Consider the following 21291-nt stretch of genomic DNA (forward strand, 5'->3'; position numbering starts at 1 on the left):
AAGCATGATTGCCTATTAATATTTGATAGTGAACTGCTTGCAGCATAGTACGTTTGCTGTATTTTATCTAAAATCATTACAGTACCTTATTAATATTTGCACGTTTAGGCCCTGTGCTAGTAGTCATTTTAGGTACGTTTTCGGGAATGGTAATATTTACACTTGAAACGATTACCCAGCTGCCTTTTTTTATTTGTCTGGAATTTAAACTTACACGTCCATTTTTTATATTAATAAACTTTGAATTTATCGAGGCTTTTATCGTTCTATCTGGGTTATCTTTTTTGGCTAATGTAATGCTGATTCCGGTAAACTTTGGATTTGATATATGCACATGACCACGTGAACCACGACTTTTTTTCATAATTCCCTCACGGATGCTGGTTTTTTGAAGTTAATACAATAATTTACACTTTTTAATGTATAGAAAGCAATTGGTAAGTTGTCTAACTTCAGTGACCATGGAAGTCACGATCAATGCAGGCAGGAAACAACCTCCACTCCTCGCTCATAGCAGCTCGCTGATGCAGCTACGGTCGGTTTCGTGCCGAAAGTGGAAGTTTGTAGTCCAAAATTCTGCAAACAAAACGGGGATTCTTAAAGTTACACAAACAGTGAATCCAGGGTCACTAAATGGGTAAGGGATACACATTTTTGTTTTACAACAAAATCGGTTTCTTCCGCCTCTTTTGGAAGCATGTATAAAATATCCAGCGGCAATTCCGCTCCCGCAAGCTTCAGCTCTGCTTTGAGTTGGATTAATGCTTCTCCAGCAGGGCCTATAACCAACATATCGTAATCAGTTCCAACCCCAAAAAGCGACGAACCAAACATAAAACATTCAAAAAACTTCAATGCTTGGCACGTTTTTAAAAGGTGGCGTGCCACGTCGCTTACCGACATCAACGGCGAAGAATTAATTCCCTGAATTCTGACCATTTCATGACTCCGCAACCAAGGTCACGCCCTGCTGCAAGGGCATTATTAGTAGGATCACCGTTAGGATTAATGTTCCACATCACATCAACAGGACCAAACTTTTCCCAAAATGATCGCACGGCATCAGCTGTAGGCTCGTATTCAAGTAGCATGCCCACCCTCAGCTTGCGACCATTGGCTAAATCAATATTGAATACGCGATCAAACTCCCGCTCTATACTTCTTACAACTCCCATTTGAGTGATAAGCCGATACGAGAAAAAATAATCTTTGTGAGAAGCAATATTAACATTATTGTCTGAAAGGGCAGAATATAAGGTGCCTGCATTGCCCCATCCTATTTTTGCGTTACTTAAGTAGTTGATAGCCTCACCTGTCCACACACACTCTTTTCTGTAACCACAGAGAAAATTCAAATCAGGGAATTTTTCATGATACTGCTTAGCTATCTCAATAGTGATCTCACATGATGCGGAAATAATAGCTAATGTGTCAGGTCTGTCGTGGATAGAAATTCTGATAGCATCGTCAGCGATATGTTCTGCGGAACCTGCTTTTTTGAAGTGGTTATTTATATTTTCAAGTGCAAATTTAACTTGCCAGTTCATGAAAATACTCCATCCATATCTTGAGGGTAACGAATGGCCCTTCCAGAAACACCACAAACATGGCGCTCAGAAAGTCCACGAACATGCTCTTTGTATTGTGCAAAGGTTTCCCGCTCTTCGGCTGTCAGATGGCATAAGTTCATGCTTATGATCGCCTGAATGCGGAAGTGATTAGGTAAAATGACACTTTTCATCCTAAGCGACCATATTTGGGCCGTTTCAGACTCAGGATTGAACTCAGACTTTGCCCCTTCAACAGGAGCGAACTCTTTCCATATAGCCTTACTTTCATCCATAGCTGCTATGACAGACTCTCTTGCTTGTCTTCTATTTTCATAAAGAATAATACCTTGCTTGTGCGCTAAGGCTGCAAGATGGTTGCTCTTCCAGTCTAAAATCGTGCTTCTTGGGAATGACTCAGGCGCTTTATCGATAATAGTGTGGCAAGTTGAACATAGCAGTATGAGGTTTTCAAATGAGTCTGCCTCAAACTCCTCAGCAGGTCTCTCTTCGTGGCGGGGCCCAGTATCACCATGAGGAATGACATGTGCCATTTCAGCTATATGCTTATCACCGCCTATCTCTGCTGGGAAAAGTGGCTCAAGACATTCTGGTTTCTGACAATGACCTGCCGACGTCGAAAACAGCCGCAATTTGGTTTCGTTTGGGATACTTTTCCGAATAGCCATATTAGATTCCAAGGGCTTGATTGTCACTATGAAAACATACTGTATTACAGTTGGAAAGCATACAGTTGACCCGCCTCATATTGCACTGAGTTTTTCATCATGCTCTATTCCATGTTGATAATAATTTCGAACTTCCGCTTCTCGCTCTTACCTGACCTCGTGGCACTTCAGAGGGTCAACTTGGTGCCAGAAGCGGACGTGGCTAACATCAGTCTTTGTTAATTAGCAAGAAATAGGTCACAAACCCACGCAGCATATTCAGCGTACAAGCTGATTCAACTTATCTGCCCGTTTAAAAATAGGTAAACTAGCGAATCATTTTTATGATCTTACAATCATTTCGACAAGCCTAATTTAACTAACTAAAGGTCTCATATGAATAGGAAAGAATTCATCCAGTCACTCGGGGCTACTTGCAATAACTGGACGTGGAGTTGGTCGTTTGTTAACCATGACAAGAAGGTGGTTATTTTTGGTTCCTGGGATGTTGAGAGAGATCAGGAGCGTTCTGTAATTCTCCGAGAGAAATGGGAATACAACTCTAACAATAAAAAGCAACCGGGCTACACACAGGCACTCGAACATATCCGTTTAGCCCACGAAGGATACGAACTTTTCACCTTTAATATGGTTTTCTCAGAACATCCAGATAATCCGGAGGTTGCAGTAATAAAGGATTTTGAGCGTGAATTAAACAAACGTTATCTTCGAAAAGAAGGTGATGTTTGGTACGCAGATTTCCTACCGAATCCATTTCCTGATGAAATCCCATCGTCTGAAAGTTTTGTCGAAGGGGCTAAGACGCAGGTTACAGTAAACCACTACGAACGTGATCCCAAGGCTCGACATGCTTGCATACAGTATCACGGTACTACGTGCAAATGCTGTTGCTTCGACTTTGAGAAGGTCTATGGCGAACATGGGAAAGGTTTCATTCATGTACACCACATTAAGCCATTGTATACTATTGGCGAAAACTACGTCGTCGATCCTGTAACCGACATGATTCCCTTATGCCCGAACTGTCACGCGATGATTCATCGTGGTAGTGAAGTACTTCAAGTTGAAGAATTAAAAAAGAAATTGAGGCTCTGACCTGTGACCTGCTCCCCGCTGATTAGTACGCCCCGATTTTAGTAATGTCTTCGTTTTGACCCGCTCCAGTGCATCTGAGCGGGCAAAACGGCTCGTATACAACTTACCTTTACCAATGCCCACTCTGTCAACCTTCACAGTTTTCCGGTCCAGAAAACTATCATCTTAAGCGGGAATAGGTTTGGTGAAATATCGGGTCAAAACACTATTAACTTAAAAAAGCTGCCACATGGATAGCATTTAAAATCTGGGTAAGCTTAGTAACAGGATAAATCGTGAAGGTGGCGAGGCATAAATCTAACGTCTTACTTGTATTGACTTTGTGGGTATTGACTGTGAAGATGACGAACAACAAAAAAAGGGAACCCGTTTAAAGGTCCCCTTCTTGAAGTTGATGCTAAATCTTGAGTATGTCTATTGAGTTTCAAGTAGATTCTAACACCAACTTTCTAACGCCAGTCAGAAGCATTTTCTGACCCACGCTGTATGAATGATGGTGCCCGGACTCGGAATCGAACCAAGGACACAGGGATTTTCAATCCCTTGCTCTACCGACTGAGCTATCCGGGCAACGGGGCGCATTAAACCGTATTGGCCCTGTGTCGTCAACGGCTTTTTTACAGATTAGTGGGTTAGCGCGCCTGAGTGATGTTTTTTAAAGCGAAAGGGTGAAAACCTCGACGATTTTCCTTCATTCACAGATTATGTCCAAGATGCTGCTTGAGATAATGAATAAAAACGCTGATCCGCGCCGGCACGTGCTTCCTGTAGGTATAAACCGCATAAATATCTGCCTCTGGCGCGTGATAGTCCGTGAGCAGTGGGATTAACTCACCCTGCTGTAGATTATTTTGAATGTCCCACCCTGAGCGAAGGATAATTCCATGTCCGTCCAGCGCGTAGTTCACCACCGTTTCACCGTCGTTACTCGATAAATCTCCCCTCACCTTTTGCACGTACTCCCTGCCTTCTTTGGTAAAGCGCCACACTGCGTAATCGCCCTCAAACTGACGCAGCACAATACAGTTATGGTGCGCAAGGTCCGCCACGCAGGTCGGCACTCCGTGCTGGTCGAGATAACGTTGAGAAGCACAGACAACGCGCGGATTATCCATCAGCTTTATCGCAACCAGGCGAGAATCAGGCGGCTCGCCAACCCGCAGGTCGATATCAACACCGTTATCAAGAAAATTTAGCGGCTGGCTGGTGAGCTGAAGATCGATATCTAATTCGGGATGCAGCCGGTGAAAAGACGAGATAAGCGGCGCGATAAAACGGCGCCCAAAGCCAAAGGAGGCGTTCAGGCTCAGCCTGCCCGTCAGCCGCGCCTGGCTGTTCGATACCACACTCTCCAGCTCGTCAATTTGATTAACAATAAGGCGTGCGCCTTCAACGTAGCGTTCGCCTTCGAGCGTTAACTGCAGCTTGCGCGTCGTCCTCAGCACCAACTGTACCGCCAGCCGCTGTTCAAGCTGAGTCAGCCGCTTACTCACTGCCGGCAGTGTCACCCCCATCTCACGGGCAACCGCCGTCAGGCTGCCGAGACGCGCAATCAGACTGAAAAATCGAAGGTCATCAGTTGAGGACATCTTTATTCACTTTTAGTTAAGAATGCCTTAAACATTTAGCAAATTGTTGAACCCCAGGGAAGTAAATACACTGGTTCAGTACCCAATTAATGATGCAACTCCGCCCGATAATGATAAGAGGCCCTTAAGATGTCTAATAAAAAACATAAAATTGCCGTGATCCCCGGCGACGGTATCGGTAAAGAAGTCATGCCGGAAGGTATTAAAGTTATGGAGAAAGTTGCCGCACGGCATGGGATCAATATTGAGTGGCAGTGGTTTGATTTTGCCAGCGCCGATTATTATCTCGAGCATGGCAAAATGCTGCCGGATGACTGGTATGAAACGCTGAAAGGATTTGATGCCATCTATTTTGGCGCGGTAGGTTGGCCAGAGGTCGTACCGGATCACGTTTCTCTGTGGGGATCGCTGTTGCAGTTTCGACGAGAATTCGACCAGTACGTTAATTTACGTCCTGTACGCCTGATGCCCGGCGTAAAAGCGCCGCTGGCGGGCAGAAATCCGGGAGATATCGACTTTTACGTCGTGAGGGAGAACACCGAGGGCGAATATTCGAGCGTTGGCGGGATAATGTTCCCGAATACGGACAGAGAAGTGGTTATCCAGGAAACGGTGATGACGCGCATCGGCGTTGACCGTATTTTGAAATATGCCTTTGATTTGGCGCAGAAGCGTCCGAAAAAGCATCTGACCTCGGCGACCAAGTCTAACGGCATTGCGATTACTATGCCTTACTGGGATGGCCGCGTGGTGGAAATGGGCAAAAACTATCCCGACGTTGAGGTCGATAAATATCACATTGATATTCTGACCGCTAACTTTGTACTGCATCCTGACTGGTTTGATGTCGTGGTTGCCAGCAATCTGTTTGGAGACATTCTTTCAGACTTAGGCCCTGCCTGTACCGGCACCATCGGAATTGCACCTTCGGCTAACATTAATCCCGAAGGTCACTTCCCTAGCCTGTTTGAACCAGTTCACGGCTCGGCACCCGACATTGCAGGTAAAGGCATTGCCAACCCGATTGGGCAAATCTGGTGCGGGGGTATGATGCTTGAGCATCTTGGCTATCCTGAGGCGGGCGCGGAGGTACTGCAGGCAATCGAAAAGGTGTTAAGTCTTGGAGTAGACAATGCGCCATTAACCGGCGACTTGGGCGGTAAGGGTAATACCCGTCAGCTGGGTCAGGCTATTGCAGATGCACTGTAATTTCGCCCCAAAAACAGGCTGCTCATTATTCATACAAAGATAAACGAAAAGAATATCCACGCTAAAATATGATTTATCTTAGGTCGGGCGAAGACAATTTCACTATCCCTCTACGCCCGCCTGCTGATACACTCTTTAATTATTACTAGGCCTTTTTAAACAAAAAGTTAGAATTAATTAAGGGGAATCCTATTGTCTTGGAATAGCCTGACTTATTTTGGTGATAGCATGCTGTTATTGCCGACTGGGGTTATTATTGCTTTATTTATGGCATGGAAAGTAACGGGTCGTTTAACACCTTGGGCCTGGTTATTTACTTTTGGAATCACCGGCTTAATCGTCAGTATCTCAAAATTTATTTTTCTCGCCTGGGGTATGGGCAGTGCGACCTATAATTTTACCGGATTTAGCGGACACACTACGATGTCAGCGACGGTATGGCCGGTTTTGCTCTGGTTACTCACCGGAGGCTATCGCCGCTGCATCCATCGCACAATGGTTACCATCGGCTTCTTGCTTCCGGTATTAATTGGTATAAGCCGGGTTGTGCTTAACGCGCATTCACCGAGCGAAGTGATTGCCGGTTTGATTTTAGGTATCAGCGCCAGCAGCCTGTTTTTGTTTGCTAATCGCCATCAAAAGGTTCAAGCATTCACGCTGCCACAGCTCGCTATATTATTAATATTGCCAATTATTTTGCTCAGCACAGGCAAAAAAGCCACGACGCAAAATATGATCGAAAAGCTCGCAGAACAGGCCACCGGGCATCCCGCCTGGACTCGAGCAAGATTGTTGGCGGAACTGCATTAATCAGTATTAACACCGCTCTATTTGGAGCGGTGTTAAAGTGCTTTGGTAAAAGGCAAGACGGTTAAACTGTAATAACCTAATAAACAACCTTTTTATTATTATTAAACGCCAACCACTTCTCTTTAATAAATGTATCTATTTCCAATTTAAAACGTTCTGCTGAAAATCTTAAGGCATTATTGCGGCAATTTTGCGGCGTGATGGCTTCACGGACAGCCTCAAAATGTTGCACTGCCTCGTTCAGCGAAGCTACTGTTTGCGCAGCAAAGAAAACGCCAGTCGGGTTTTGCTCACCGTAAGGTCTGATCGTTTCGAGTGCTCCGCCTTTGCCGAATGCAATCACTGGCGTGCCACAGGCTTGAGCTTCGACCGGCGTTATTCCAAAATCTTCCTCTGCCGCAAAGACAAAAGCCTTTGCACGGCGCATGTAATCCTGCATCACATCGTCCGGTTGATAGCCGAGGATCTCGACGTTCGAGCCTGCTTTGGCTTTAATTTTGGCCATTTCTGAGCCATCGCCAATAACGACTAATTTTTTGTCAGGCATTTGGCTAAAAGCTTCAACGATCAGGTCGATACGTTTATAAGGCACCATCCGTGAGGCGGTAAGATAGAAATCTTCTTTATTTTCCTGCAGTGTAAAGTTATTAACGTCAACTGGTGGATAAATTACGTCTGCATGGCGGCCATACACTTTTCTGATTCGGCGAGCTATAAACTGCGAGTTAGCGATGAAATGGTCAACACCGTTGGCAGTGCGGTAATCCCACAACCTTATTTTGTGCAAGAACAGGCGCGCCAATTTTCCTTTCAGACATTTAGTCAGTCCAGCCTCGCGCAGGTATTGATGTTGAAAGTCCCAGGCATAGCGAATAGGTGAATGAACATAGCTGATATGCAGCTGGTCCGGCCCTGTCAGTACGCCTTTTGCGACAGCGTGACTGCTAGATAAAATAATGTCATGCCCAGTCACATCCAGCTGTTCTATTGCCAAGGGCATTAAAGGCAAATATTGCTGATAACTTCCCTTGGCTCTAGGCAGTCGTTGAATAAAGGAAGTCGTAGCCTTCTTATCGTTAAATAGATGCCTTGATTCATCAGAGAGAAAATCAACCACAGAATAAATCTCTGACTGAGGATAAAGATTAATGAATTCGGCGATAACTTTTTCAGAACCCGCAAAGGTAACCAACCAGTCGGCAACAATGCCAACGTTGACGTTTCGTAACATTATTATTCCTTTTTTATAATAAAGCACAAAGCAACGATTTGCGGCAAATATACGAAGAGGATTAGCCGGAAATTTATCATCTTGGCTTACATTTATTTTTAATAGAATTGCTGTGCAACTGAATTAAAACCCTGATTAATGATTATTAAGACGAACTGCTATTTAAAATAGGCTTAAGAGATCAGTCTCGGAGAATAGAAATAATCCTCTCGGTTTGTTCATACATCAAGGCCGCATTGGCACGAGACTCAACGTTTAGGCGAACCACCGGTTCAGTATTTGAACTGCGCAGATTAAAGCGCCAATCGTCAAACTCCAGACTAATACCGTCGGTATAATCCACGTTTAATGCTTCTTGCTTGTAAACGGCCAGCACACGTGAAATTGCCCGATCGGGATAGCTCAGCACGCTGTTTATTTCACCCGACGCCGGATAAGCAATAACTCGGTCATTAACTAACTGCCTCAGGGATTTATCCTTTATATGCAGCAATTCGGCGACTAAAAGCCAAGGGATCATGCCACTGTCGCAATAGGCGAAGTCGCGAAAATAATGGTGCGCGCTCATTTCACCGCCATAAACGGCATCTTCCTCGCGCATGCGCTCTTTAATAAATGCGTGTCCCGTCTTTGACATCACCGGCGTACCACCGGCCTGAGTGACAATATCAATGGTGTTCCAGCTCAAACGCGGGTCGTGAATAATCCGCGAACCCGGATATTTATCGAGAAATGCGTCGGCCAGCAGCCCAACAATATAATAACCCTCAATAAATTCACCGGCGTCGTCAAACAAAAAACAGCGGTCAAAATCGCCATCAAAAGCTATTCCCATATCAGCTTTATACTTGAGGACGGCATCTGTCGTATCCTGACGACATTCCGGCAATAACGGGTTAGGAATACCATTAGGGAAATTTCCGTCCGGCAGATGATGAATCTTGATAAATTCAACCGGCTTACCCGCCAACATAAAGCGCTGCTCAATAGCATCCACGACGTGTCCCGCTGCGCCGTTGCCCGAGTTAATCACCAGCCTGAGGGGACGATTGAAATTATTGATATCCACATAGCTCAACAATTTATCAACATAGGCATCAAGCACCGACAGCGTTTCGTAACACCCTCGCTTATCTTCATCGACGTGATTGAAATTATTTTCTTCTGCCAGCCGTTGAATATCACGCAAACCTGTATCACCGCTGATGGGCTTTGAATCCTCACGGACTAACTTCATACCGTTATAATTCATTGGATTATGGCTGGCAGTCACTTCAATACCGCCGTCAGCTTTCAGGTAAGAGGTGGCAAAATAGATTTCCTCGGTCCCCGATACCCCAATATCTATTACGTCGGTTCCTGCATCCTGCAATCCTCTTGCCACAGCTAACTTAAGCGCTTCGCTAGTCAAGCGCACGTCTCCACCCACGACAACTTTCTTAGGCTTTAAGTACTCACCGTATGCGCGACCTATTCGATAAGCGATATCTTCATTTAACTCAACGCCTAGTTCACCCCTGATGTCATAGGCCTTAAAGCAGGTTAATTTAGCTGACATGTTTTATTCTCGTTAGAAATGTTCATGGAGGTCCGAAATACGAATAATATCGTCTTCGCCTAAATAGGAGCCTGACTGGACTTCGAGCAGTTCTAACGGAATTTTCCCCGGATTTTCCAAGGTATGTTGGGTACCAATCGGAATAAAAGTAGATTGATTTTCAGTCAGTAAATAGGTTTTATCTTCGAGACTCACTTTGGCAGTACCAGAGAGAATGACCCAATGCTCAGTGCGGTGATGATGCATTTGCAGCGAGAACTTCCCCCCTGGTTTCACCGTAATACGATTGACGTTATAGCGCGGAGCATTGACCACTTTGTCGTTGTGTCCCCACGGGCTGTATGACTCACGATGCAATCGATATTCACGACGCTGGTTTAGTTTCAAAAACTCTACAACTTTTTTTACGTCCTGAACCTGAGACTTATTAATAACTAGCACCGCATCCTTGGTATTGACGATGACCAGGTTATCGACACCAATCGCGGCCACCAGTTTCTCATCGGATTTTATGTAGCAGTTGGCGGCATTATGAGTAAATACATCACCGATGAGGGCATTACCCTGATCGTTTTTATTATTTACGTCCCACAGTGCAGACCACGACCCTACATCGCTCCACCCTGCATCGAGGGGAACCACAATGGCATCCGTGGTCTTTTCCATTACCGCGTAATCAACGGACTCATCCGGACAGGCAATAAATGATGCAGTATCAACGCGTATAAAGTCTTGCTGAGGATCGGGCTGAGCGTTTTCAATAGATTTACGGCAGGCTGCAAGAATATCGGGACGGAATTGCTCCATCTCCTGCAGAAAGCGTGTGGCACTGAAGAGAAACATGCCGCTATTCCAATAATATTCTCCGCTTTCAAGGTATTCCAGCGCGGTGGCCAGCAACGGTTTTTCGACGAAACGCTGTACTCGATAGGCAGGGACGGCGTCACTGCCAAACGTTATTCCGCGCTGAATGTAGCCATAGCCGGTCTCAGGGCCGGTGGCCACAATCCCGAAAGTCACTAATTTTCCCTGCTCGGCAAAAGGAATAGCTCCCCGTACCGCTTTATGAAAAGCTTCGGGATTTTCAATGACGTGATCGGCAGCCAGTACCAGTAATAACGGATCTTGCCCATATTTGACCGCGTGTAATGCCGCCAGCGTAATCGCAGGGGCGGTATTACGCCCAATCGGTTCTAAAAGGATATTATTGGATAGCTGATTAATCTGACGTAGCTGTTCGGCGACGAGAAAGCGATGCAGCTCATTACAAATAACCAACGGTTCGCAAACGTCTAGGCCGCGAAGGCGGGTTATGGTTTCTTGCAGCATAGACTGCTCGCCATGTAGACTCAAAAATTGCTTGGGGAAATGTTCACGAGACATTGGCCATAAGCGACTGCCGGTACCACCGGCCATAATAACGGGAAGAATCATAGTCATCCTCGATATATATTCCCTGGCAAGACACTCAGAGGAATTGATAAGTGCAATGTTACTAAAATTAAATTTAGTAACTACTGTTCATTATTAGAAAATAAAAAATGACGTTGGAGGAGATAAAAATTATGCGATGACAACGCTATTGCCGACAGTATTTGCCTGTGCTGTTGAATTCCACTGTAACTCTGAAAGACCCGCACCATATAAAATAGAGTAGTCAAGCGTGGGAAAAGTAAATATATTTTTAGAAATATCCAGAATATCATCACACTGGGTTAATTTAATAGAGTATTTTTTAATTACCCCAACGGCATTGCCATTAACAATAAACGTGTTATTTAAGACATGTAAATTCGACAAACGTTTAGTACTATTATAAGCCAATTCAGATATACCCACTCGGGAATTATACACTGAGTTATTTTCAAAACTAACATTAGTGATGCGTGAAGTACGCCCATCTACCGGCCAGAATCGAATTCTTAATGCTCCCCCTTCATCAGACTGGCCATAAACACCAATAGCATAAAAATCGTTGTAGATAATTTTCACGCCATCAACGGTTGAGCCTTCAGGGGAGTTAGCGTCATCGGTGAGGTATACCCCACCCTCACGCGCGCCCACAACTTTATTTCCCTGAATAAGAACGTTATTCGCAAAGCCATAAATTTTCATCCCTCCCTTAGAGGAATATATTTTATTGTTGAGGAATGAAATATTTTCGGCCGCGTAAGTGTTGACATATGAACCTGCAGAAATTGCATCATCGCCAACATCATGCACAAAATTATTTTCAGCGGTGACATTTTGTGAGCGATAGAAATGAATACCGTCGGTGCCGGATAATCCTGCTGCCTGTCCTTTATGATCATGGACATAACAGTCTCTGACCACAACATTATTTGAATAATCTATGTGCAAACCATAGCCCAAGCCATAACACTCTTCTACTTTCTCGATGAGTAACGGATTTGCATTACCCACATACAATCCCTTAGGGCCTGCAACCCCCTCATAAAGCGCATTATTGAGCCTTTTTATAGTGAAATTTTTCAGTGTAACGGCTGATTTATCAACTTTTGGAGAAGCACTGCTAAACTCGATACCGTTATTATAATGATTCAGGAGAAAAGTCGTTTTACTTTGGCCGAGTCCGGTGAAATTCAAATAAACATCGCTGATATTGATTGTTCTGCCTAGCAAAAAGGAATAGGTTTTGGTCTCCGTTATTGCCAAGCCTGAGTTAAGCGCTAATTCTATGGCCTCAGCAGAGTCAGTGACCCCGTCTCCAATGGCACCAAAGTCACTCAGCTCAAATTGTAAAACATACTTCTGCCATTTAAGACCGTCAGCAGAGGTCACATATTCGCTAGAGGTGGGTGTTGCACTGCCAATACAGATATACAAGCTGAGAGGGACATTCTTTACGTCATCGGGCAAAACGAAAAAGTAATCATAGGTCTCTGACCCCTTGATGCTTTTTAGTGCTTCAAGCGTGATCTTATTTTTTATTTTTTTTAAAAATAATGCTGGATCGGTCACATTCTGATTAGCGATAGGATTAATATCCGCTGTCGACAACGCTACCTGACCGGCAAATGACTTAGAGCCTATACATGAATAAGCAGCACCAAATAAGATTCTCTTTAAGAGCAGTCTTTTAGTAACATTCATACTTTACAACACCTATTAGAGAAGAAAAGCGATGAGGCCACGCACGAATTAATAGCCATAAAAAACACAACAGATGTAGATATAAATTATCGGCATCCTACTCATCAATCATTTTCAACATCTTGGCCGTTCGTATCTCATAGGTATATTCTTTCGCTAGGTGCAACCGGTCAGATAATGAAGCAACGTCTCCTTTTAATACTTCGTCAACCGCCTGAACAAACTCTTCGGCGCTGCGTCCGATTTTTACAATATGGTGAAACTCTTTAATAGAAGAAAGATCTACACTGACAATAGGCTTACCTGCTGCCAAATACTCAAAAAATTTCATTGGAAACATGTTGTCAGTATATTCATTTAGATTATTTGGCAAAAGCGCAACATCAAAATGCTTGAGGTACTTTGGTAAAAGGGAGTAAGACCTTGGCCCCAAAAGATGAATATTCGGATACTCCCTCAAAAGGTGTACTTTAGTTGAGGGGTCGCCTTCTCCTACTTCACCGATAATAACGATATTATATTCTGGTCTTGATTTAGCGAGATAACACAATAGATCCATATTGATTTTATAAGCACTCACGGCACCGACAAAACCAAGAATGGGTGCTTTGATAGCTTTAATATCATCGGGTATTGGGTAATCTTCCGTCAGTGCTTTATTGAAGTGTAAAAAATCAGCGACGTTAGAAAAATAATGAATATTATCATTCCATTGCAGACGAGATTCTTTTAGCTGGGGGGCTGTCACGAAGATAATATCAGCACGTTTTAACAGCGTTTTCTCTTCACGCTCAAGAATGTCGATAGGCATTCCCGGCTGTGCCTTTATCTCGTCGACACAGTGGTAAATTGTTTTCGAGAAGTCATCCGGTTTTAGAAATTCGGTGGTCAAGGGGTTATAAGTCCACAGCCAAGGCTTTTTAAAACCGAGCAGTTTACTCCACACCTTCACACACAGACTCAGATAAAATTTATTGAAAAATCGAACTGGACGGTAGGCGTTCCAGGGCAACGTCACGGGAGACCACACCCAGATATTTTCCTGCACTTTTTTTGGCGGTCGCACAACTTTAAGCAGCTTCTTTACTATGCGGCCAAAATCTTTCTTATTTAGACTTGGCGCCCTCAGGCCAAGGGAATCGATATAAAGAACTTTATACCCCCTGCGCGCAAACTCAACGGCAACGTGTTGCTTGTTAGTCCAAAACGGATTATCCCAATCGGCGGTAGACAACAAAACGATTTCTTTATTATCGGTTTCCATGAATGTTCCTTACGAATTTGACCGGATTGCCCGCATAGACGCTTTGGCCCTCTAATAAACCTCTAACGACAGAATTCGCACCAATAACACTGTGCGCACCGATAGATGTTCCTTTGGTCACGACTGATCCAGCGCCGATCCAGACATTATCGGCAACGCTCACGGATTTTGTGCTGTATCCTTGATTGCGTATTTTCTGTTCTATATTGCTAAAATTATGATCTGAATCGAAAAAACAGACGTTTTGTCCAAACAGGCAGTCATCTCCGATCGACATTGAAGAGTGGCAAACAAGATGATTATTTTCGTTAAAAAACACACCATTCCCGATAGTTAATACTCCGCCCGAGCAGTGTATTGACGTATTTTTAGACAGGAAGACTCGATCGCGATCCCCTTTAATTTCGAGCGTTCCACCGTTGGTTATTTTTATTGTTGCGCTAAGTGAAATATATACTTTTAGCGGATTTATTTTTATATTCCTGCCATGCTTAATCATTAAAAATAAACATCTGAAAAATGAAATAAGGAAGCGTAGCCTTATTTTTTTAAACATCAACCTTTCTCCGTTTAATGATGATTGATGAAATGCTTGCTCTAAAAGAGGGAACCCAATAAATAACCCCACTCCAAAAAATGATAAAAATAGCACCATTTAATGACAGGTTCGCCAGAGAGTTTGACAGACTAATATTCAGATAACTCAAAGAAATATAAATCACTGAAAAAAACAGCATATAAGCAACACCGTTTTTAACGCAGTTCCAAATACCGAGTAAATATACGCATCCGGCCAATGTCATCAATCCATAAAGTGAATATCCCAGCCCTAGCGTTAACTCTTTAAAATAGTCGTGAAAGAAAATATTAAATAGCGCGTTACTAAGTAATCCCAACGTCATCAGTCCCATGACGGCTTTGTTTCTGAATTGAGTATTCAAGGCTTTTATAAGAACATAGCTAATGACGTTTGCCCAAAGGCCAATCGACATTCCTTGAAGAATGTGGGCCGTTACGACGATTGAGTTGTAGTCAAATTTCCCGCGGGCAAACAACACGGTAACCAGCAGTTTGGCGTGCAGTCCGAGGAACAGAGAAACAGGCAAAGAAAAGAGCAAAAGTAAGGTAAAAGCTTCGACTAACTTTGCTTTAATGATCTCTGGCTTTAAGCCTCCCCAATTGGCAAGCCCTGCCAATGCAACCGGTGTAGAGACAACCAGCAGCAGAGTTTCAGTAATAAATTTGGCATAATCGAGGGCAGAAACGGCGGTAATGCTGATTAATGTTGCTGCTGCACGCTCAATGGCGATATTACCTTGATATAAAAAGGGCAATAAAATAAGCGGCTTCAAGGTATTCCAGAAGCTTGCACTGACCTCCTTCAACACGGACAGTTCAAATTTTCGCGGAAATCCTAAGATCCCCTTTTTAAGGCCACGACAAAATACCCAACCAAAAAAAATGCCATAACTGAAGGTAAAACCCCAGGCTAGGTAAATAGGGTCGTTGATAATATAAGCAAAAAGTGCGCCCACGAGCATGCCGAAATTTTGGATAGACGGCCTCATCGACATCGGCAGAAAATCGTCATGCGCCATTTCGACATAGTTTATCAAGGCTGAGCCTAAATAAAGCACAATGCCAAGACTCATGATAATCAGCATACTTTCAGAAAGTGCTCGAGTTTTTTCATCCAGACCTGGGGCCAGAATGCTTAACCAAGGGCCTACAAAAATAATTGCAGCAAAGGTTAAGAATATCGAGAATATTAGAAAAACGAGCTGCATCGACCAGAAGAATAACTTTCCATTATCTTCATTTTCCGCACTAAATTTCTTATAGAGCGGGATAAATGCGGTCAGGCTGTCGCTGACTAAAAAATTTACCGGCACCAATGTTCCGGTTTGCGCCACTCGATAGGCTCCGTTGACATATCCTGTACCAAACAATGCAGCGACAACCACCTCCCTAATAAGCCCTAATGCCTTGGAAAGTAAATTACCACTTATTAATGAGACTATAGCCTTCCTCACGCAGTATATCCTTTTATCATTCAGACGTTAGAAGACGCTTATATTTATTGGCAGCAAAATTCAACGTGTATTCAGTCGGAATATAACTTACTTTTTCACGCTGCGTCCCGGACAGTAAAAAGGCAATTTTACCTGCGGCCGTCGCATAGTCTCTTGGATTAATGAGATGAATGTTATCTGAAGAAAAGATTTTCACCTGCTCCGCTAACACTATCGGCAACCCTACCGCTGCCGCTTCAAGGATATTCAGTGGAAGACCTTCTATTCTGTCGGTGAGAAACAAAAAAATATCGCTGACTGACGCAATTTCTGCAAGCTCATCACGACTTTTCGCTCCCACAAATTTGATGTAATCCTGGGCACCAAAACTGTTTACCAAAGCCTTTAAGCGGGCTTCATCACTGCCATCACCGGCAATCAGATAAATAATATCTTTTTTGTTTTCCAGCAGATTCAGTGCCTGGATACAGTTATAAACGCCTTTTTGTGGATGGAGTCGACAGGCAGTTAGAATGACTTTTTTATTAGCGGGTATTTGGTATTTATTTTTTATTTCATCAGTATTTTTTCGAGAGTCTTTAAATAAATTGATGTCAATTCCATTGCTAATAAGTTTTATTTTTTCTGATTTAATTGCACTGAAATATGGCCATTTTTTGAAATCTGCACAGATCTGCTGTCCAATACCAACAATATAATCAAACTTATTATAAGTTAAAAGATCGCGACACAACCACATTAAGTTTTTAGGTGAGGTCAAGAACCCGCGCAGTGTTCTGGTCTTAATTTTTGAAATAAATTCGCCCCACGCGGTTCCGTGAACCTGAATTAAAAACTGAGTGTCCGGATATTCACTTCGATGATTGATAATGCCATAGGCACCAGAGCTAACGCTAAACACAGTATCGCAATGGTGAGAAAATTGTTGGTCAAAAATACGTTTTGACTCTCGCCACCACTTCGCAGAATATTTACCGATTTTTATATTCTCGATAAAATAGACATCGATTCCTTCAATTAAGTGATGTCCAGAAAGTTCCTCTGTACAGGTGGTGATCACCTTTATATTACAGCCCTCATCACGTAATCCCTTGGCAATATCCCAAGCTACCACTTCCATGCCGCCTAACCCATGCATAGGCAGAGAGCGGGTGAACATCACGACGTTATTCATAGTTCGTCTCATCTACAGAGTTATTCTTATTCAGTTATGCTGATGGGTGCCTGTTAAACCTATTTACATAAAGCAACAGTATCGATGAACACAAACCGAGCATTATTGGAGGAGCAATGGATCCAAAAGATCCACGGAAAATGATAAATGAGAATGATGAAATCCAAATACCAACAAAATAATAGTAAGAGGCTTTTGCCTGTCTCAAATATGAATCAGCCCGCCCCGTCAATAACCCGATGAAAAGTGCGCCTAACACTACCGCAATAAGATCACCGGCGTAGTAAAGCTCACCCACAATAGGGGCACTCAGGTTGGTGTAAAAGTATCCCTGATGCTGAGCGGCTAAGATGCCCAGGTTAACTGGCTTTGACTCCCAAAGGCTTCTGGGCACAAAGAAGCTAATCCCTGAGACAAAGTTTATGCCCCAAGAATACCCTTGGTCCTTAACAAACCGAGTGATATTAACTAATTGCTGGAAAGAGTCAAAATCAACACCGCCTACTATATAATCGGACAGATCGTAGGTATTATAACTTTTTCCCGTCTCACCTAAATGTTTGACCATCGGGAATAAAACGAACAGGAACAGCGGTGAGGCTATAAATAATATAATCGAGGAAAGCCTGCTGTTCATTTTCTTGAGTGCAACTGCAATGGCTACGGCCATGCTTAGAAAATGAAAGCGTGGGCTGGACAAGGGACTATTAATAATAAAGTTAATGCCGCTGCAAAGAAGCATTGTCGTATAAGACAATACACCAAATTTTTCTTCTTTATTTCTATTAACCCAGAAGCACAGATAAACAACAAATATTCCAAAGGCGCAAAACTTTGACAATGCGTAGAGCATCGGCAGGAAACCATCGGCATACACGAGGTCGCTAATGATTGACCGGCCCATAAAGAAAGAAGGGACGCCCACAATACCAATAAAGACTATTGACGGGCACATTAACATCAAAGCAACCAAATTCGTTTTGAGATCAATGTGCAAGTCTAACGTTGTCACATCACTCCGCGTCTTGGCAGCAGAAGTTCCGCCAAGATCATTCTTATAAGCGATGGCGTAGCCAATGAACATAAACAGACTAAACAACAGGGTGATGAAATTGACAAAGGTTATCTCCTTGGGCAACGGATAATTTGCCCAAGGGTAAATATGATTTGAGTATTGCAAGAAAGAAGGAAACGCGAAAAACCAGACAACAAATATCAGCCACTGAGTAATGAACAGCCCTACTCTATTGACGATAAACAAAAGCAAAAACATGATAATATTTATTGATACTAATAGAAAATACGATAGTTCGAGCATCCACTTTCTCTCAAAGGCACTTAATTGCTGAGTTTAACCTCGGAAAAACGCTTTAGTGTCTATAAAGGGATTATCATGCCTCTTTCTGGCTTGAATAGGCTATGCCATAGTTGTCATAGCCATAGGTGTAATAACTCCCCTGTTTTTTCTCTAAACCGTTCAATATGCAGCCAGTGACTTTGACGCCGGTTTGTGCCAATCGGTTAATACATACTTCAATTTGTTTGGCTGTATTTTCCTCAAATCTGGCGACTAACAGGGTGGTATCAACATATTGGCCAATAATAGCGGCCTCAGTGACTGCCAGAATCGGTGGAGTATCAATGATAACGTAGTCATAGTGTTTTGATGCCCAAGACAGCAAGTCTTCTAAACGACGGCTCATCAATATTTCCGCAGGATTGCTCGGGATCCTACCTCGCGATATATAATCAAAGTTTGATCCACGAGCAATCTTCACCGCCTCGTCTATCTCGGCCTTACCCGTGAGAATTTCAGAAAGCCCCAAGCCTACATCCTGTGCAAATATGGCATGCAGATTACCTCGGCGCATGTCTGCATCAATCAAGAGAACTTTTCTGCCAATCTGCGATATGACTTCGGCCAAGTTTGAGCTAATAAACGTTTTACCGACCCCCGGACTGGCTCCCGAGATCATTATCAAATTATTGTCCGTTTCAATCATGGCAAAGTGAAGGCTAGTGCGCAGATTCCTGATGGCTTCAATGGCCAGGTCTGCCGGGTTTTCCAATGCCAGCAAACCCCGAGTGGCTTTACTGATATTGGTTTTTTTCACGTCATTGTACTTAGATGAAGATCGCAGCCTGCTCAAATGCCATTCCGAAATAGGAATATTTGCATAAACATTGATACCGTGCTCCTCAAGACTCTCGGAAGAGTTGATTCCTTTGTGTAACATGAGACGGATAAATACAAATCCCACAGCAAACATACCGCCGAAGACCACGGCCATCGCGAGCAGTAATATCTTTTTCGGTTTAACCGGCTTGGGTCGAGTCAAAGGGATATCAATGATTCTGACGTTTCCAATGGCGCTGGATTTAGCGATATCCAGCTCTTGCTGCCTGTTGAGCAACTGCATATAAACAGTCCGTCCCGACTCAACATCTCGACTGAGTCGCAGTACCTGCTGCTGAGTATCAGGCATCGTTGAAACTTTGCTATTCAGACGTTCTTTTTCTTCTTTAAGCGTCTGTTTCTTTTCAAGAAGTGCTTTATAAGTTGGATGATCTTTGGTGTAAAGCTGGGAGATCTCAGCTTCTCTAAAGGTCAATTCGTTCAATTGGTTTTCGACGTTAACAATTTGGTCGAGCACCGTTTTAGCTTCCATCGGAAGATCAATAGTATCTTTCTGCTGTCGATACTGGTTCAGCTTATCCTCAGCAGTATCAAGGTCGCTCCTGACTTTAGGCAACTGCACTTTCAAAAAATCCAGGCTCTTGGCATCATGTGCGGCCTGGCGATCGATATTCTGCGCCAGATAATTACTGGTAATGTCATCGAGTATGCGTTTCAAAAGTAGGTTGTCAGTACCGGTCAACACCAGGCTAAGCATGCCACTGTCTTTACCTTGCTCAGATACAGAATAGTTATTTTGCAGGTTATCAATAGCATCGAATTCACTGATGTATTTAACGCTAAATTCATCACCGGGGTTGGCATCTATTTTATCGACTTTGATGGATATATTGCTATCTTCCACCAACTCGCCCACGCGTCCCTTAGTCTTAAACGTTTTGCCAGAGATGAGATAATGATTAGCATCAATTATGCTGAGAATGACCTTTGGCGCACTGCTGCCGTCAGCCGGCAAGTAGAGTCGGCTAATGGCCAGTTGCCCCGGCGCATGTCCCATCATGCGTGCCCATCCACGGCCAAATATCGGGAAATACAGCTGCTGCACTACCGTTTGCAAATTAAGATCGCTGACGGTTTTTCCTAAGATCATGCGTGACTGTAAAAGTGATATTTCAGGCGCTGACTGCGGCGTTGAGTCAGGCAGCATCTGATTAAGACTTTCAAGAATAGCATTACCTTCTTTTTGCTCTACCTGAATAACGGCATCAGCCTGATAAACCGGCGTAGCAAAAAGAATATAAATAAGGGTCAACAGCGTAATAGTGGCTGTAATACAGATAATCAATCGACGATTATCTACCAATTCTCCGATGAGACGACCCGGAGATATTTCATGAGAACTTGATACTATTTTCTTTTGAGAGGGAGCAGGCGACATGCTTAGTTTTTCCTGATGGATATATCCGCTAAGTTTTGCAACCCATGATTTTTCTGGATTGATTCATCAATTATTTTTTTAACTGGTATTAAAAAACTACAAATAATAAATATGCTACCGCCCCTGGCTTATGGCTGCCACTGCGCCCATATTAAAAGCTTAACCTCATCCATTGTGTTCAGACAAAAGTGTGCCGCCCTGTCTATATGCAGGATATTTAAAGTGATATTGTGATTTAATATATAATGTATTAGGTGCTTACCCATTGCTGGGCAAGCCCTATTTTTTTAATTCATAGCTTGGCGATTTTTGTTACCCACATCGTGGCATTGTAAAAAGAACAATGCTGAACTGCTGCTAACATCAACACCAATCTTTCTTAGTGAATTACATTTATGAACGC

Annotated in this window: 18 protein-coding genes and 1 tRNA gene; 3 read left to right on the forward strand and 16 right to left on the reverse strand. The window is 43.3% G+C overall.

The window, feature by feature from the left end:
* Positions 1 to 76: 76 nt before the first annotated feature.
* The 4 genes from BS639_RS22185 to BS639_RS22200 all read right to left on the reverse strand — a co-directional run bounded on the left by BS639_RS22185 (position 77) and on the right by BS639_RS22200 (position 2236).
* A complete protein-coding gene (locus tag BS639_RS22185; protein WP_084984346.1) occupies positions 77 to 364 on the reverse strand; it encodes a hypothetical protein in 288 nt (95 codons plus the stop codon).
* Positions 365 to 603: 239 nt separating this feature from the next.
* Entirely contained in the window at positions 604 to 939 is a 336-nt protein-coding gene (locus BS639_RS22190; protein WP_233427742.1) for a hypothetical protein, read from the reverse strand.
* On the reverse strand, positions 903 to 1547 hold the full coding sequence (locus tag BS639_RS25170; protein WP_173882125.1) for a hypothetical protein: 645 nt from the start codon (positions 1545 to 1547) through the stop codon (positions 903 to 905). The genes BS639_RS22190 and BS639_RS25170 overlap by 37 nt, the downstream gene beginning before the upstream one ends.
* Complete coding sequence (locus tag BS639_RS22200; RefSeq protein ID WP_084984347.1) at positions 1544 to 2236, reverse strand: HNH endonuclease signature motif containing protein; 693 nt, start codon at positions 2234 to 2236, stop codon at positions 1544 to 1546. Before BS639_RS22200 ends, BS639_RS25170 begins: the two co-directional genes overlap by 4 nt.
* 375 nt (positions 2237 to 2611) lie before the next feature.
* On the opposite strand from BS639_RS22200, the gene BS639_RS22205 reads away from it, so the two are divergent.
* Positions 2612 to 3331 carry an HNH endonuclease gene (locus BS639_RS22205; protein WP_084984348.1) on the forward strand — a complete coding sequence of 240 codons (720 nt, stop codon included), beginning with the start codon at positions 2612 to 2614 and terminating at the stop codon, positions 3329 to 3331.
* 494 nt (positions 3332 to 3825) lie between these two features.
* On the opposite strand, the gene BS639_RS22210 is transcribed toward BS639_RS22205, so the two are convergent.
* Together BS639_RS22210 and BS639_RS22215 are read right to left on the reverse strand one after the other, a co-directional pair.
* Positions 3826 to 3901: transfer RNA gene (locus BS639_RS22210), tRNA-Phe, on the reverse strand.
* 125 nt (positions 3902 to 4026) lie between these two features.
* Positions 4027 to 4920: a LysR family transcriptional regulator gene (locus BS639_RS22215; protein WP_055782931.1), complete on the reverse strand. Its 894-nt coding sequence runs from the start codon at positions 4918 to 4920 to the stop codon at positions 4027 to 4029.
* A gap of 129 nt (positions 4921 to 5049) precedes the next feature.
* Between BS639_RS22215 and BS639_RS22220 the strand changes: the two genes are divergently transcribed.
* Positions 5050 to 6129 carry a tartrate dehydrogenase gene (locus BS639_RS22220; protein ID WP_084984349.1) on the forward strand — a complete coding sequence of 360 codons (1080 nt, stop codon included), beginning with the start codon at positions 5050 to 5052 and terminating at the stop codon, positions 6127 to 6129.
* 192 nt (positions 6130 to 6321) lie between these two features.
* Positions 6322 to 6939, forward strand: coding sequence for a phosphatase PAP2 family protein (locus BS639_RS22225; protein ID WP_055782925.1), 618 nt, complete (start codon positions 6322 to 6324; stop codon positions 6937 to 6939).
* Between the two features lie 76 nt (positions 6940 to 7015).
* Here the strand turns inward: BS639_RS22225 and BS639_RS22230 are convergent, their stop codons facing one another.
* The 10 genes from BS639_RS22230 to BS639_RS22275 all read right to left on the reverse strand — a co-directional run bounded on the left by BS639_RS22230 (position 7016) and on the right by BS639_RS22275 (position 20888).
* A complete protein-coding gene (locus BS639_RS22230; RefSeq protein WP_084984350.1) occupies positions 7016 to 8170 on the reverse strand; it encodes a glycosyltransferase family 4 protein in 1155 nt (384 codons plus the stop codon).
* A gap of 181 nt (positions 8171 to 8351) precedes the next feature.
* A complete protein-coding gene (gene cpsG, locus BS639_RS22235; protein WP_084984351.1) occupies positions 8352 to 9728 on the reverse strand; it encodes a phosphomannomutase CpsG in 1377 nt (458 codons plus the stop codon).
* 12 nt (positions 9729 to 9740) lie between these two features.
* Positions 9741 to 11162 carry a mannose-1-phosphate guanylyltransferase/mannose-6-phosphate isomerase gene (locus tag BS639_RS22240; RefSeq protein WP_084984352.1) on the reverse strand — a complete coding sequence of 474 codons (1422 nt, stop codon included), beginning with the start codon at positions 11160 to 11162 and terminating at the stop codon, positions 9741 to 9743.
* Between the two features lie 129 nt (positions 11163 to 11291).
* On the reverse strand, positions 11292 to 12842 hold the full coding sequence (locus BS639_RS22245; RefSeq protein WP_084984353.1) for a right-handed parallel beta-helix repeat-containing protein: 1551 nt from the start codon (positions 12840 to 12842) through the stop codon (positions 11292 to 11294).
* Positions 12843 to 12939: 97 nt separating this feature from the next.
* Entirely contained in the window at positions 12940 to 14106 is a 1167-nt protein-coding gene (locus BS639_RS22250) for a glycosyltransferase (RefSeq protein WP_055782909.1), read from the reverse strand.
* Complete coding sequence (locus BS639_RS22255) at positions 14093 to 14662, reverse strand: acyltransferase (RefSeq protein ID WP_084984354.1); 570 nt, start codon at positions 14660 to 14662, stop codon at positions 14093 to 14095. Before BS639_RS22255 ends, BS639_RS22250 begins: the two co-directional genes overlap by 14 nt.
* Positions 14655 to 16139, reverse strand: a complete 1485-nt coding sequence (gene murJ, locus BS639_RS22260) for a murein biosynthesis integral membrane protein MurJ (RefSeq protein WP_084984355.1) — start codon at positions 16137 to 16139, stop codon at positions 14655 to 14657. Before murJ ends, BS639_RS22255 begins: the two co-directional genes overlap by 8 nt.
* Before the next feature lie 16 nt (positions 16140 to 16155).
* A complete protein-coding gene (locus tag BS639_RS22265; RefSeq protein WP_055782900.1) occupies positions 16156 to 17313 on the reverse strand; it encodes a glycosyltransferase family 4 protein in 1158 nt (385 codons plus the stop codon).
* 34 nt (positions 17314 to 17347) lie between these two features.
* Positions 17348 to 18631 carry a hypothetical protein gene (locus tag BS639_RS22270; RefSeq protein ID WP_055782897.1) on the reverse strand — a complete coding sequence of 428 codons (1284 nt, stop codon included), beginning with the start codon at positions 18629 to 18631 and terminating at the stop codon, positions 17348 to 17350.
* Positions 18632 to 18704: 73 nt separating this feature from the next.
* Entirely contained in the window at positions 18705 to 20888 is a 2184-nt protein-coding gene (locus BS639_RS22275) for a polysaccharide biosynthesis tyrosine autokinase (protein WP_084984356.1), read from the reverse strand.
* Positions 20889 to 21291 lie beyond the last annotated feature (403 nt).

The sequence above is a fragment of the Rouxiella silvae genome (assembly GCF_002093625.1).
In the GTDB taxonomy this organism is placed as follows: Bacteria; Pseudomonadota; Gammaproteobacteria; order Enterobacterales; family Enterobacteriaceae; genus Rouxiella; species Rouxiella silvae.

Excerpts from the sequence above, each read along its gene's own strand:
- BS639_RS22220 (WP_084984349.1), top strand. The coding sequence starts at position 5,050 with ATGTCTAATAAAAAACATAAAATTGCCGTGATCCCCGGCGACGGTATC.
- BS639_RS22240 (WP_084984352.1), bottom strand. The coding sequence starts at position 11,162 with ATGATTCTTCCCGTTATTATGGCCGGTGGTACCGGCAGTCGCTTATGG.
- BS639_RS22250 (WP_055782909.1), bottom strand. The coding sequence starts at position 14,106 with ATGGAAACCGATAATAAAGAAATCGTTTTGTTGTCTACCGCCGATTGG.
- BS639_RS22265 (WP_055782900.1), bottom strand. The coding sequence starts at position 17,313 with ATGAATAACGTCGTGATGTTCACCCGCTCTCTGCCTATGCATGGGTTA.
- BS639_RS22215 (WP_055782931.1), bottom strand. The coding sequence starts at position 4,920 with ATGTCCTCAACTGATGACCTTCGATTTTTCAGTCTGATTGCGCGTCTC.
- BS639_RS22255 (WP_084984354.1), bottom strand. The coding sequence starts at position 14,662 with ATGTTTAAAAAAATAAGGCTACGCTTCCTTATTTCATTTTTCAGATGT.
- BS639_RS22230 (WP_084984350.1), bottom strand. The coding sequence starts at position 8,170 with ATGTTACGAAACGTCAACGTTGGCATTGTTGCCGACTGGTTGGTTACC.
- BS639_RS25170 (WP_173882125.1), bottom strand. The coding sequence starts at position 1,547 with ATGAACTGGCAAGTTAAATTTGCACTTGAAAATATAAATAACCACTTC.
- BS639_RS22185 (WP_084984346.1), bottom strand. The coding sequence starts at position 364 with ATGAAAAAAAGTCGTGGTTCACGTGGTCATGTGCATATATCAAATCCA.
- BS639_RS22200 (WP_084984347.1), bottom strand. The coding sequence starts at position 2,236 with ATGGCTATTCGGAAAAGTATCCCAAACGAAACCAAATTGCGGCTGTTT.
- cpsG (WP_084984351.1), bottom strand. The coding sequence starts at position 9,728 with ATGTCAGCTAAATTAACCTGCTTTAAGGCCTATGACATCAGGGGTGAA.
- BS639_RS22205 (WP_084984348.1), top strand. The coding sequence starts at position 2,612 with ATGAATAGGAAAGAATTCATCCAGTCACTCGGGGCTACTTGCAATAAC.
- BS639_RS22270 (WP_055782897.1), bottom strand. The coding sequence starts at position 18,631 with ATGCTCGAACTATCGTATTTTCTATTAGTATCAATAAATATTATCATG.
- BS639_RS22245 (WP_084984353.1), bottom strand. The coding sequence starts at position 12,842 with ATGAATGTTACTAAAAGACTGCTCTTAAAGAGAATCTTATTTGGTGCT.
- BS639_RS22190 (WP_233427742.1), bottom strand. The coding sequence starts at position 939 with ATGGTCAGAATTCAGGGAATTAATTCTTCGCCGTTGATGTCGGTAAGC.
- BS639_RS22275 (WP_084984356.1), bottom strand. The coding sequence starts at position 20,888 with ATGTCGCCTGCTCCCTCTCAAAAGAAAATAGTATCAAGTTCTCATGAA.